Consider the following 14,286-nt stretch of genomic DNA (forward strand, 5'->3'; position numbering starts at 1 on the left):
AAACCTGACAGGTCTCAATTTCAGTGGGATTAGTACCATTTACAGAAGGTCAATCTAATTTTTTGTCATGTACTTAACCATTTTGAATATTTGTTTCATTATTACAAAAGCGCAAATATCAAATAGAAAATCAATGAGCATCACTCACTAAATTAAAATGTAACTCATGTCGAAACTCAAATTTATTGTAGGTCTTTTATTTTCCGTAAGTAGTTTAAATCTTTTTGCTCAGCAACAAAAGCAAACTAAAACGGAAAAACCAAATATCATCTTCATTTTAACGGACGACCAACGCTTTGATGCTTTGGGCTATGCGGGGAATAAGTTGATTACTACGCCAGAAATGGACAAATTAGCAAAAGAAGGCACTTATTTTGAAAGCGCCATAGTTACCACACCTATTTGTGCAGCCAGTAGAGCTAGTATTTGGACAGGACTTTATGAACGCACTCATAATTTCAATTTTCAAACTGGTAATATAAGGGAGGAATATATGGCAAACTCGTACCCAGCCATTTTGAAAAACAATGGTTATAAAACCGCTTTTTATGGTAAATATGGGGTGCTTTATGATGATTTGGATAAGCAATTCGATGATTATGAATCGTACGACCGAAACAATGCCTATAAAGACAGAAGAGGGTATTTTTATAAAACCATTGATAAAGACACGGTTCATTTAACCAGATATACAGGGCAACAAGCACTGGATTATATTAAAAATGCCGATTCAAAAAAACCTTTTTGTTTAGCGCTTAGTTTTAGTGCACCTCATGCACATGACCCTGCGGAAGATCAATATTTTTGGCAACCGGAAACGGATAACTTGTTGCAAAACATGACGATGCCAGGACCAGACTTAGGCGAAGACAAATACTTTGAAGCGCAGCCAAAATTTGTGCGCGATGGTTTTAACCGTTTGCGTTGGACGTGGCGTTTTGATACGCCTGAGAAATATCAGCACAGCGTAAAAGGCTATTACCGTATGATTTCAGGCATTGATAACGAAATCGCTAAAATACGAGCGGAATTGGTCAAAAAAGGTCTCGATAAAAACACGGTCATTATTTTAATGGGCGATAATGGGTATTTTTTAGGCGAGCGCCAATTAGCCGGTAAATGGCTGATGTATGATAATTCCATTCGTGTACCGCTCATCATTTTTGATCCACGTGTAAATGGCCATCAGGATATTAAAGAGATGGCGTTAAATATTGACGTGCCACAAACCATTTTGGATTTAGCGGGCATTCAAGCACCAAAAACATGGCAAGGAAAAAGTTTGATGCCCATAGTAAATAAAGAAACCAAAAGCATTCAAAGAGATACCATTTTAATAGAGCATATTTGGGATTTTGAACACATTCCACCAAGTGAAGGTGTTAGAACCAAGGACTGGAAATATTTTAGGTACGTTAATGATAAATCGGTTGAAGAATTGTACGATCTTAAAAAAGACCCTAAAGAAATCAATAACCTCATCAATAATCCTAAATACAAAACCATTGCTGCTAACCTTAGAACAAAATGCGATGAATTAATAAAGAAAAACAGTGATGTTTACAGAAACCCGCCAACAGATTTATCGGTTGAATTAATTAGGGAACCTAATGGAGTTTCCATTTTAGATTCAAAACCAGAATTTGGTTGGGTCATCGCTAAGGAGTCCGTATTTCAATCGGCCTATCAAATTTTGGTAGCCTCTTCAAAAAAGAATATTGATTTGAATATCGGGGATATTTGGGATAGCAAACAAGTCCGTGACCAAGCATCCACAAATATTGAGTATGCAGGAAATGCTTTGGAAGTTGGAAAAACCTATTATTGGAAAGTCCGTAATTGGGATGTAGATAATAGGTTGGTGAATTATTCTGAATCGCAAGAATTTACGATTGGTAAATCGGATGATATGATTTCAACCGAAAACAAATTTCAAATTGACCGTATAAAACCTGCGAATTTTGAAAAGCGCGGAGAAACCTATTTTATGGACTTTGGAAAAGCGGCATTTGGGACTATTGATTTTACATACAATGCAAAAAAACCACACACCTTAACATTTAGGATTGGCGAACAATTGGACGGAAAAAATATCAATAGGATGCCTGCTGATAAAAGCCACATTCGCTATCAAGAAATAAAAGTAGATGTAAAACCTGGTAAAACAGCCTATCAACTTCCTATAAAACCAGATATGCGGAACACCTTGCCAGGAAAAGCATTGGCGCTTCCTAAAGGATTCCCAGTATTGATGCCTTTTAGATATGCTGAGGTTGATGGCGCAAAAGAAACCATTTCCGCAGAAAATTTTGAACAACTGGCATACCATACCTATTGGGATGATACGGCGAGTAGTTTTGAAAGTTCGGATGCTGTTTTGAATCAGGTTTGGGATTTGTGCAAATACTCCATAAAAGCAACCACGTTTAACGGCTTGTATGTAGATGGTGATAGAGAGCGTATTCCTTATGAAGCGGATGCCTATTTAAATCAATTAAGTCATTACACCACCGATAGGGAATATGCCATGGCAAGACGGACCATCGAATATTTTATGGAACACCCAACATGGCCAACAGAATGGCAACAACATGTAGCTTTGATGTTTTATGCAGATTATATGTACACGGGAAACACGGAGCTGATTGAAAAATATTATGATAAATTAAAGTATAAAACACTTTATGGATTGGCTAATGAAGAAGGCTTGATTACTTCTACAAAAGTAACTCCAGAGTATATGGAGAAACTTGGCTTTAAAAAAGGCTATGAAAAACCGCTTACGGATATTGTCGATTGGCCATCAGCCGGTTGGGGAGGCGATCTAAATAATAAAGGCGAACGCGACGGCCATGTGTTCCAACCCTATAATACCGTTATCAATGCCTTTTACTACCAAAACATGAAAATTATGGCAGAATTCGCCCAAGTTTTAAGGAAAACAAAGGAGGCTGCAGACTTTGAATTAAGAGCCTTAAAAGCAAAAAAGGCAGTCAACGAAAACATGTTCGATGCCAAAAGAGGTATTTATGTGGACGGAATTGGAACAGATCATGCGTCCTTACATGCCAATATGTTGCCTTTAGCTTTTAATATGGTGCCGGAAAACCATATAGACACGGTTCTTGAATTTGTGAAGTCCAGAGGGATGGCATGCAGTGTGTATGGTTCGCAATACTTAATGGAAGCACTGTATAATGCGGGTGAAGCGGAGTATGCCTTAAAACTTTTAACGGATACCAGTGATAGAAGTTGGTATAATATGATTCGAGCGGGTTCAACCATTACTTTAGAGGCTTGGGACATAAAATACAAGAACAATTTAGACTGGAACCATGCTTGGGGAGCGGTACCTGCCAATGCGATTCCTAGAGGGTTATGGGGAATTACGCCAAAAACACCGGGCTATGGAATTGCAAGTATCAAACCTCAAATGGGAACTTTAAAAAATAGTGCCATTGAAGTGCCAACGGTATTGGGAACTATCAAAGGAAGCTATGTGTTTAATAACGATAGATTACAAACCTATGTCATTGAAATTCCTGCTAATATGGTAGCAGAATTCAACATAAAACCAGCACCCGGTAAAGAACTGATGCATAATGGTAAAAAAGTAGCCGCTGCTTTTGGTTCCGTTAGGTTAACACCGGGTAAACACACCATTCAATTGGTTATCAATTCATTTTAAAAATCAACTGAAAGTTATGAGACCTATATTGTATTATTTATTTGCTGTTTTAATCCTATGCACTTCATTTAAAGAAACTTCCAAAGTAAAAATTGAGGGAGAACTTAAAAAATGGCATCGCGTTACACTTGTTTTTGAAGGGCCTGAAACCAGTGAACTTGCAGATGATAATCCGTTTTTAAATTACCGATTGGACGTTACTTTTACAAATAATGGAAAAAGCTATACCATTCCCGGTTTTTACGCTGCCGATGGGAATGCCGCTGAAACCAGTAGTGAGTCGGGCAAGATTTGGAAAGTACATTTTACGCCAGATAATATTGGGGAATGGACATATACAACTGCTTTTAAAAAAGGTACTAACATAGCTGTAGAACAACATTTAAAAGAAGCAACCAGTGCCGGTTTTATGGACGGACAAACGGGACATTTTTCAATTGCAGCATCCGATAAAACAGGTATTGATAATAGGGCGAAAGGCAGACTGAATTATGTGGGGGAATCCTATTTAAAATTTGCTGAAACCAATGATTATTTTATAAAACTTGGTGTGGATGCGCCTGAGAATTTATTGGCTTATGATGATTTTGATGTATCTACCAACGCCTTAGGATTTAAAAAAAGTTGGAGTCCGCATGCAGCCGATTTTGATGCCAGTGCGCAACCATTTTTATGGAAAGGCAATAAAGGAAAAAACTTGCTGGGAGCCATTAATTATTTAGCAAGCGAATCCTTAAATGTGTTTTCATTTTTAACTTTTAATGTGGATGGCGACGACCGAAATGTATTTCCCTATCTTTTAAAAGTTCCTATGGAAGACTATGAAACGTATGCCAGCGACAAGAAAAATATACAGGCTTGGGAAACGATGTTTCATAAAACCAGACTGGATGTCTCTAAATTGGATCAATGGGAGCGCATTTTCGAATATTCAGAACAAAAAGGCATGTTTCTGCATTTTAAAACCCATGAAACGGAAACAGACCATTTAATGGATGCCGGTGTTTTTGGCGTGGAAGGGAAGTTGTATTACCGAGAACTTATTGCGAGATTTGGGCATCATTTATCCATGAACTGGAATTTAGGGGAAGAGAACAATCAACCCATACAAGAAGTTAAAAAAGTAGCAAACTACATTTACAATTTGGACGCCTATCATCATCACATGGTCATGCACACCTTTCCAAACCAAGATGATCTCTATGCAGAATTGATTGGAGACCAATCGCGTTTAACGGGAGCATCACTTCAATTGAGTGATCCCGAATTTAAGGATGTGCATCCAAGGGTTTTAAAATGGCGTGAAAAATCCAATGCCACAGGGAAAAAATGGGCATTGGCGGTTGATGAACCCGGTAAAGCCAATATTGCATTGCTCCCCGATGATGAGGATATAGAACACAATTCCGCACGAGCCAATGCCTTATGGGGAACACTCCTAGCAGGTGGTTATGGCGTGGAATGGTATTTTGGTTATGCCAGTCCGAATTCCGATTTAACCTGTCAGGATTTTAGAAGTCGCGATTTGTTTTGGGACCAAAATAAGTATGCTTTAAACTTTTTTAAACAAATTCCTTTTTGGGACATGGAACCAGCCGATGCGCTTTTAACCGGCAACAATAAAGATACTTTCTGTTTTGCTAAAAAAGACGAAGTTTATGTGGTTTACATGCCTATGGAATCAGAAACTATTACAATAAACTTGGGTGATTCCAATAAAATTTTCACCGTAAAATGGTTCGATCCCAGAAATGGTGGCGATTTACAAGAGGGCTCCGTAAAAACAGTAAAAGCGAGTCAAGTTTCAAGTATAGGCTTTCCGCCATCAGATAAAGAAAAGGATTGGGTGGTATTAATAAATCAACAGAAATAATAATAGGGCGATGAAGCATAGTACTTTCTTTTTATTTGTTTTTTTAGGGTTTTCAGTTTGTTTTTCCCAAACAAAAATGCCTTCTTTCTTCTCAAATAATATGGTTTTACAGCAACTGGATGATGTTTCAATTTGGGGAACGGATGCGCCTGGGAGTACTATTGAAATCCATACGTCTTGGGGCGTTGATGAAAGTACATTAACGGACACAAATGGTAAATGGCAAGCTAGTATTCCCACAAAAAAGGCTTCTTTTGAAACTCAGGAAATAACCATTCAAGGAAGTTCAACCATAGTACTGAGTCATATTTTAATAGGCGAAGTCTGGTTTTGTTCTGGGCAGTCCAATATGGAAATACCCATGCGTGGGTTTGAAAAATCGCCGATAAATGATGCAGAAGAATTGATTAGTACTTCGCAAAATAATCATATTCGGTTGTTCAATACGGAGCGGAGCGCCAGTTTATCTTTAGAAGAGGATGTTACTGGTACTTGGGAAGAAGCAACCCCTCAATCTGTGCAAAATTTTAGTGCCATAGGGTATATTTTTGGAAGAAAATTATTTGAAAAATTACAAATCCCCATAGGCATTATAGAAGCTTCTTGGGGTGGGACTCAAATTGAATCTTGGTTACCACAAAAAAGTATTGAAAAATATGTTGAAATAAAAATTCCCGATAGTTTACCTAAAGAACAAGACCAACAAAAACGACCGACCTTGTTATATAACGCCATGATTCATCCTTTTAAGAATTATGCCATTAAAGGAATTTTGTGGTATCAAGGCGAGTCCAATCGTAGCAATCCGAAGCCTTACAAAGACTATATGCACACTTTGGTAAATTCTTGGCGAGCCCAATGGGAGCAAAACGATCTTCCGTTTTATTTTGTGCAAATAGCACCGTATGGATACTCAGAGTTTAGAAATACCCCCGTTATGTATGCCAATTTAATTAGGGAAGCCCAAAGTTTGTCAGCACAGGAAATCCCCAATACGGGTGTGGTCATTACAACAGATGTTGGAAAATGCGATGATATCCATCCTCCAGAAAAGAAAATTATTGCAAACAGATTAGCTAATTGGGCATTAGCAGAGCAGTATGGTTTTAAAGAAATCCCCTATAGAAGTCCAGAATATAAATCCATGAAAGTTGAAAAAAATAAGGCCATCATAGCTTTCCGTTTTTATGGAAAAAATAAAGACAACCTTACTCTTGATAATAAACGCACATTGAGAAATTTTGAGATCGCTGGTACAGATAAAAAATTTCACCCTGCGAAAGTCATTATAAATAAGAACCAAACCGTAACAGTTTTTAGTCCGAATGTTGAAAATCCGAAAGCAGTACGGTACGGATTTGTAGATTGTTTGGAAGGCTCTTTTTTTAGTGCGGCAGGATTACCCATTTCTCCTTTTAGAACGGACTTTTGGGAAGATCTTTAATAGAGTTGCTCGTGATAGAGATTTTAAAAAGATACACTCAAATAAAATGAAAAACAGATTTCAAATATTTTTCTTTGCTATACTATTTTTAGCATCCATTTTTTGTGTCGGGCAACAAGCTGAAATCAATTTGGAGGCTGCATTTAAAAATCCACCAGAGCGTGCCAAACCACGAACTTGGATGCATGCCATGAGCGGAAATATGTCCAAGGAAGGCCTGACCAAAGATTTGGAAGCTATTAAAGACGTTGGCATTGGTGGTGTTTTATTGTTTAATGTATCGCATACTATTCCGCAAGGGGATGTTATTTTCAATTCAGATAATCATCAAGAGATGATAACACATGCCGCTAAAGAATGTGAACGATTGGGTTTGGGTTTTGGCGTGCATAATTGTGATGGTTGGACCTCTAGCGGAGGGCCTTGGAACACACTGGAAAACTCCATGAAACAAGTAGTTTGGAGTGAAAAAATTGTTGAAGGTGGAAAAAAAATCAATATAACCTTAGAAAAGCCAACGGCTAGAGAAGGGTTTTACAAAGATATAGCGGTCGTGGCATATCCGTCATTATTAGCAGAAATAGAAGACCATGCTGTGCGTCCGGTTATTACGTCTTCAGATGACACGTTTAACACAGCGTTGGTTTCAGATGGAAGATGGGATGAAGCCTCCGTTTTACACGCTTCTGAAAAAGAAAAAAATTGGGTGCAGTTTGATTTTGGAAAACCTTTCGGAATTAAATCTGCTTATATGGCATTGACAAAAACCATCAATGGCAGTAGAAAATCCACTTTATTAACATCCAATGATGGTGTAAACTTTTCCGAAGCCAAAACATTTGATTTAAAACGTTTAGGTAAACGGGAGTTTGCTATAGATGAAACTTTCCCTGAAATAAAAGCGAGGTATTTTAGAATTGCCATAGAAGATAATTACGAGATGATGGAAGTCTCCCTAAATAAAAGGCAAAACTATCCCAACTTTTTAGCTAAAACGTCCATGTTCAAAATTGAGGATGACCGATTAAAGCCGTTAGAAAGTGATGATGCATCTTCTATTATCAATAAAAACGACATTATAGATGTAACAGGTTCCATGGATAGTAATGGTAATTTGAGTGTAAAACTTCCAAAAGGAAATTGGACCATTTTGCGTTTTGGTTTCACGACTACAGGGGCGGTTAATTCCCCGGCTTCGGATGCTGGTCGCGGACTTGAAGTTGATAAAATGAGTAAATCTGCTTTAAAAATCCATTACGATGCTTATGTGGGTAAGGTGGTTCAAAACACAAAAGCCATTGCTCCCAATGCATTACAGTATTTAGAGATTGATAGTTTTGAGGTAGGCGGACAAAATTGGACGGATGATTATGAAACGTATTTTAATGAAACCTATGGGCATTCACTAATTTCTTTTTTGCCCATATATGCAGGTAGAATAGTGGAAAGTGCCAAAGCAACCGATGACGTTTTATGGGAAGTTAGACAATTAAATAGCCATTTGATTACTGAAAATTATTTTGGTGAATTTACAAAACTGACCCATGATGATGGACTTATTAGTTATATAGAACCCTATTCTTTCAATGCACCTTTTAATGAATTGGACGCTGCCAAACAAACCGATATCCCGATGGGGGAGTTTTGGATGCATCAGCGGTATCAAACAGGAACAGCAGTATCTGGAGCACGCATTTATGGAAAAAAAATAATTTCTGCGGAATCTTTTTCGGCACAATCGGAAATCAATTGGAAAGGCCATCCTGGGATGTCAAAAACAACCGGCGATATGGCTTGGATTTTAGGGATTAATGAGTTTATGTTCCATCGTTTTGCACATCAAGCCAATACGCATGTGGTACCAGGGATGACCATGAGCCAGTGGGGTTCACATATTGATAGAACGCAAACTTGGTGGAACAATGCAGGGGCTGCTTGGTTTAAATACATTGCGAGGGGATCCCATTTATTACGACAAGGAAATCCGGTGTCCGATGTTTTGGTGTATGTTGGCGAAGGCGCTCCAAACTCCATTACGGCAAGAAATAGTTTTTCTACAGCCATTCCTATGGAAATAAATTACGACAACATTAATACCGATGCGTTGTTACATAGAATTGAAGTTGAAAACGGAAAATTAGTATTGCCAGAAGGGACCAGCTACAAGGTTTTGGCATTGCACAATTGCAATAAAATAACTTTAAAAACCTTGGAAAAAATTCATGAGCTTTCCCAAAAAGGAATTATTGTTTTAGGCGAAAAACCTAAGGAAATGGCAGGTTATGTAAAGTCGAAAGCAGATTTAGAACGTTTTAATAAGTTAGTGGAATCTATTTGGAACGATAAAAATACGCACACTACTTTCAATTGGAACACGCTTTTTGAAGCTCATCATTTAGATTATGATTTAATTGCAACAAGTAATAAGAAGCAAATACCATACATCCACCGTAAGACTATAAATGAAGATATTTATTTTATCTCGAATCAAGATAGTTTAACCCAAAATATCAACTTAAAGTTTTCATTAAAAGGGAAGCTACCGGAACTATGGAACCCTATGACAGGTAAGGTAAGCAAAATAGCCTATTTTAAAGAAAATGGGAAAGGCACGGAAATGGATGTGCCTTTAAATGGACAAGCATCTGTTTTTGTAGTATTTAAGGATGCTTCACAAGATAAAAATCAAGTAGTTTCTTTAAGCACTTCAACAGATTCAAACCCAACATTCACTTTCAATAACAATGAAAATATTGAAATGCTAACTGAGCAAAATGGTGATTACGAAGTTGTTTTAAAAGATGGAAACAAAAAGGAAATTAAAGTCAGCAATATTCCAGAGCCAAAAGTTTTAGATAAAAATTGGCAATTAAGTTTTGATGCCGTTTATGGATATAAAAATACGATGCATACCGATTCGCTTTTTGATTGGACAACATCTTCCATATTCGATATCCAGCATTATTCTGGAACCGTGGCTTATAGCACGGCATTCAATCTTTCTGAAAAAGATATCAAGTCTGACCAAAAAATCACTTTAGATTTAGGTAAGGTGAACATTGCGGCAAAAGTCATTTTAAATGGGCAGGAAGTCGCTACCTTATGGATTGCGCCATATCAAGTGGATATCACAAATTATATTAAAAAAGGTAAAAACGAACTTAAAATAGAAGTCAGTAATACGTGGACGAACCGTTTAATAGGCGATGAATATTACGAAAGAACCGATGGGTACAGCATAAGGGAGTCTAAAATGCCAGACTGGTACACGAACAATGAACCGATGCCAAAAGGAAAGCGAACCACTTTTTCGGCGTATCCATTTTATGAAAAAACAGATAAACTTGTACCTTCTGGAATGGTAGGGCCAGTTAAAATAATATTTTTTAAGTCTGTTGAAATTAATTTGAGTAAAAACTAAAAAGGCGGTGTAGCAAAAACGAAAGAATAAACCACAATGGACTGGAACTCCATTATAGATTTGCGTTAATTAGTGCAATTTGCGGTTAAATTTTATAGAAACTAAAGTAACTGTAAGGAATCCCGATAGCTATCGGGAGCAGGATTTTAACTTTCAACTAGATAGTGAAAAACAATTAAATAAATAACGTTCTATGTGCCTAATCAGACGGAGTTTAATATTAGTTAGTATAATAATAAGTGCATTTGGAGGGGCTCAAAATCCCATAGTACCCAATAAAGGATTAAACGACCCCCATATCCATATTTTTAATGATACGGCCTATGTGTACGCATCGCATGATAAATCTGTAGGGAGTGATAATTTTAAGATGGAAGATTGGTGGGTTTGGTCATCGCCGGATTTAGTGAATTGGACAGAACGTAGCACATTAAAACCTGAAAATACCTATATAGGAAAACCTTTTGAAAGCTCTTGGGCTACGGATGTTGGCTATAAAAACGGGAAGTATTATTGGTACTTTTCAGAGGGTAATGAGCAGACGGGAGTGGTTGTTGGAGACACCCCAATTGGACCATGGAAAGACCCTTTAGGAAAACCGCTGTTAACTTCAGATTTAACCCCAACCCATGAATACGACATGGCTATTTTTGAGGAAAACGGAGAACATTATATCATTTTTGGTGTTTGGGACTATTACATTGCCAAACTGAATGACGATATGATCAGTCTTGCCGAAGCACCAAAAAAAATCATTATTAATAATCCGAGAGGCCCTTATAACACAGACGGTACAAACAAAGAGATGCCAACTGATGACAAGCCATTTGTTCACAAGTATAATGGTAAATATTATTTGTCTTGGGGCGTTTTTTATGGAATGTCAGATAATTTATATGGCCCTTATGATTATGCAGATACCATTATGAAAGAAACCAGTTTTGCCGAAGGTTATGATGCACCAACATGGCCCAACGGATTTTTGCAAGGGCGCCATGGGTCTTTTTTTGAATGGCACAACCAATGGTATTTTGCTTATTGCGATATCAGTCAGACAGGAAACCGGTATTTCAGGGATACGTTTATAAGTTATGTGCACTATAAAGAAAATGGTGAAATGGCTACTATACGGGTTGATGGAGTTGGTGTTGGACAGTACGATGCCAATAAAGGCAATATAGAAGCTGAAGATTATTTTAAAGCCCATGGCGTACAAAAAATTGAAAATACCATAGGAGGGTTCTCCATAAAATCTTTTGAAGATATGGGCTATGTGGTGTATCCTAATATTCAAAACTTAGATGGGAAAAGTATTGTGGAATTCGAAATTTTGTCCGATAAGGATGCAGAAATTGAAGTTAGGGAAGGTGGTTCAAACGGTAAACTTTTATCGACTTGCAAATTTACTGCCAATAGAACAAAAGCGTTTCAAAAAGAAAGTTTTAAAACAAACGGATTGCAAAACGGACAAACCATTTGCTTGGTGTTTAAGCTTTCAGCAAAGGCTAATTTAAAAATAAACAGATTGAGGTTTAAATAGGCATTCAAAATAGAATAGTAGATAAAAACAAACTTATATTATCAAAAATGAAAAAAAACTTCCTAATATTATTTACTGCCATTGGATTATTAAACACGTCCTGTTCTAAACCATCCCAAAAAGATTATAAAGATGCGTCTTTATCTATAGATGAACGTGTAGATGCGCTTTTGCCTTTATTATCTATTGAAGAAAAAGTAGCTCAAATGCGTATTTTCCATGCGCTTATTGGTGTGGAATCTGATGAGGAAGGCAACTTGAAACTTTCAGATAAGGTTGCTGAAAAGTTAAAACTTGGCATTGCAGGCATCAAAAACCCAGGCGAACACCTAAGTCCACTTGCCGCAGCGAAATTAAATAACGAACTTCAAAAGTATATTATAGAGCATAACCGATGGGGCATTCCGGCGTTGTTTGTAACCGAATCCTATAATGGTGTGGATGCCGAAGGATCCACAATATTTGGAAGACCCATCACTTCTGCTGCATCTTTCAACCCAAGTTTAGTAAACCGTGTTTGGGATGTTATAGGCAGAGAAGCAAGGCTTAGAGGCATGCACATGTGCCATTCACCAGAAGCCGATTTAGTCCGTGATCCACGTTTTGGTAGAATGAGCGAAGCCTTTGGGGAAGATACCTACTTAACAACCCAAATGGTCACCAATGCCATAAAAGGCGTTCAAGGAAATTATGAAGGTTTAGGAAAGGGAACGCATATTGGCGCCGTAGCAAAACATTTTGCAGGATACGGACAAGTATTGGGAGGCACAAATTTTGCAGCCATAGAAATTTCTGAACGCACTTTAATTGATGAGATTTACCCACCTTTTGAAGCGGCCGTTAAAGATGCTAGAAGCTTGGGCATTATGGCGTCGCATGGCGATTTAAATGGTATTGCCAGTCATGGAAACCCAGAATTGCTTAATGGCGTATTACGCGATCAGTGGGGGTTTGAAGGGTATATAGTGTCTGATGCCAATGATATTGGACGTTTGTTTTATTTTATGAAGGTGGCAGAATCTCCCGAAGCCGCTGCATTAATGGGGTTGACAGCTGGTGTTGATATCGATCTATATGCAGAAGATGCCTATTCGTATTTGCCAGAGATGGTTAAGAAAAATCCGGAAATAGAAAAATTAATTGATAAAGCGGCTAGACGTGTATTGCGTACCAAGTTTATTTTAGGTCTTTTTGATAATCCATACATCGATTTAAAAACTGTTGAAAAAGAGGTTAGAAAAGAATCGTCTTTAGCACTGGCGAAAGAATCCGATTTGGAATCCATCATTTTATTGAAAAATGAGAATCAACTATTACCACTTTCAAAAGCAACGCATAAAAAAATAGCGTTGTTAGGACCTTTAGTGAAAGATAATACCAAAGAAGCTTTTGAAGCTATTGATGGAAACACCAATACGTTTGTTGCAGAAAAGGGGTTTAAACTTACTGATGAAAATACTAGCATTCCAAAACTTTTGCCCTATGATGGTGCTGCTTTGGAGAAACTTTTAACCATCGCTAAAGCGTCAGATATGGTGGTTTTATTTTTAGGAGGCGATGAGTTTACTGCAAAAGAAGCCTTTTTTAGTGGCGCATTGGGTGACAGAGCTACCATAGATCCTGTTGGTATGCAGGATGAACTGATCCAAAAAGTTAAAGCTTTAGGAAAACCAACCATCGTGGTTTTAAAGCACAGAAGAACCTTATCAATAAACACAATTTCGGAAAAAGCCGACGCTATATTGGATGGTTGGGATTTAAGTGAGTTTGGCGATAATTCCATGGCTAAAATTATTTTTGGCGACGTGTCTCCTTCGGGAAAATCGCCAGTTACGGTTCCCAGATCTATTGGGCAACTCCCTTTTCATTATAGCATGAAGGAAATTAACAATAAAAAAGGCTATTTGTTTATGGGAAATGGGCCTTTATATCCATTTGGTTTTGGGTTGAGCTATGCATCTTTTAAATATTCCAACTTAAAAATATCCAATGCTGAGATAACACCAAATACAGAAATAACGGTTAGTATTGATGTTACCAATACTGGTAGTATGAAAGCCAAAGAAGTGGTGCAAATGTATCTTAAAGATGAGATTGGTTCGGTGACGCGACCAGACAAAGAACTAAAAGGCTTTGATAAAATTGAATTAAATCCTGGAGAAACAAAAACAGTTACTTTTAAAATAATCCCAAAAATGCTGGAATTCACAGGCTTGAAAATGCAAAAAATTCTTGAGGCTGGCGATTATTCAGTCATGATTGGAACATCATCCCAAGAAGGCATTTCAGGAAAATTCAGATTGAATAAATAATAGTTTAA

At 37.5% G+C, this 14,286-nt stretch carries 6 protein-coding genes; all 6 read left to right on the forward strand.

Annotated features, from left to right (window positions below):
- The first annotated feature begins 166 nt into the window (after positions 1-166).
- The 6 genes from ACU1LP_RS14130 (at position 167) to ACU1LP_RS14155 (ending at position 14,278) form a co-directional block, all read left to right on the forward strand.
- Positions 167-3,688: a sulfatase-like hydrolase/transferase gene (locus ACU1LP_RS14130; protein ID WP_445734288.1), complete on the forward strand. Its 3,522-nt coding sequence runs from the start codon at positions 167-169 to the stop codon at positions 3,686-3,688.
- Between the two features lie 16 nt (positions 3,689-3,704).
- Positions 3,705-5,561 carry a DUF5060 domain-containing protein gene (locus ACU1LP_RS14135; protein ID WP_445734289.1) on the forward strand — a complete coding sequence of 619 codons (1,857 nt, stop codon included), beginning with the start codon at positions 3,705-3,707 and terminating at the stop codon, positions 5,559-5,561.
- Between the two features lie 76 nt (positions 5,562-5,637).
- A complete protein-coding gene (locus tag ACU1LP_RS14140; protein WP_445736591.1) occupies positions 5,638-7,005 on the forward strand; it encodes a sialate O-acetylesterase in 1,368 nt (455 codons plus the stop codon).
- Positions 7,006-7,051: 46 nt separating this feature from the next.
- Entirely contained in the window at positions 7,052-10,426 is a 3,375-nt protein-coding gene (locus ACU1LP_RS14145) for a glycosyl hydrolase (RefSeq protein WP_445736592.1), read from the forward strand.
- Positions 10,427-10,619: 193 nt separating this feature from the next.
- Positions 10,620-11,966: a family 43 glycosylhydrolase gene (locus ACU1LP_RS14150; RefSeq protein ID WP_445736593.1), complete on the forward strand. Its 1,347-nt coding sequence runs from the start codon at positions 10,620-10,622 to the stop codon at positions 11,964-11,966.
- 47 nt (positions 11,967-12,013) lie between these two features.
- Positions 12,014-14,278, forward strand: a complete 2,265-nt coding sequence (locus ACU1LP_RS14155) for a glycoside hydrolase family 3 N-terminal domain-containing protein (RefSeq protein ID WP_445736594.1) — start codon at positions 12,014-12,016, stop codon at positions 14,276-14,278.
- Positions 14,279-14,286 lie beyond the last annotated feature (8 nt).

The sequence above is a fragment of the Mariniflexile sp. genome, assembly GCF_052728615.1.

What these genes read in the sequence shown, in the direction of transcription:
- ACU1LP_RS14135 (WP_445734289.1), top strand. Translation starts at nt 3,705, where the DNA reads ATGAGACCTATATTGTATTATTTATTTGCTGTTTTAATCCTATGCACT.
- ACU1LP_RS14145 (WP_445736592.1), top strand. Translation starts at nt 7,052, where the DNA reads ATGAAAAACAGATTTCAAATATTTTTCTTTGCTATACTATTTTTAGCA.
- ACU1LP_RS14140 (WP_445736591.1), top strand. Translation starts at nt 5,638, where the DNA reads ATGCCTTCTTTCTTCTCAAATAATATGGTTTTACAGCAACTGGATGAT.
- ACU1LP_RS14130 (WP_445734288.1), top strand. Translation starts at nt 167, where the DNA reads ATGTCGAAACTCAAATTTATTGTAGGTCTTTTATTTTCCGTAAGTAGT.
- ACU1LP_RS14150 (WP_445736593.1), top strand. Translation starts at nt 10,620, where the DNA reads ATGTGCCTAATCAGACGGAGTTTAATATTAGTTAGTATAATAATAAGT.
- ACU1LP_RS14155 (WP_445736594.1), top strand. Translation starts at nt 12,014, where the DNA reads ATGAAAAAAAACTTCCTAATATTATTTACTGCCATTGGATTATTAAAC.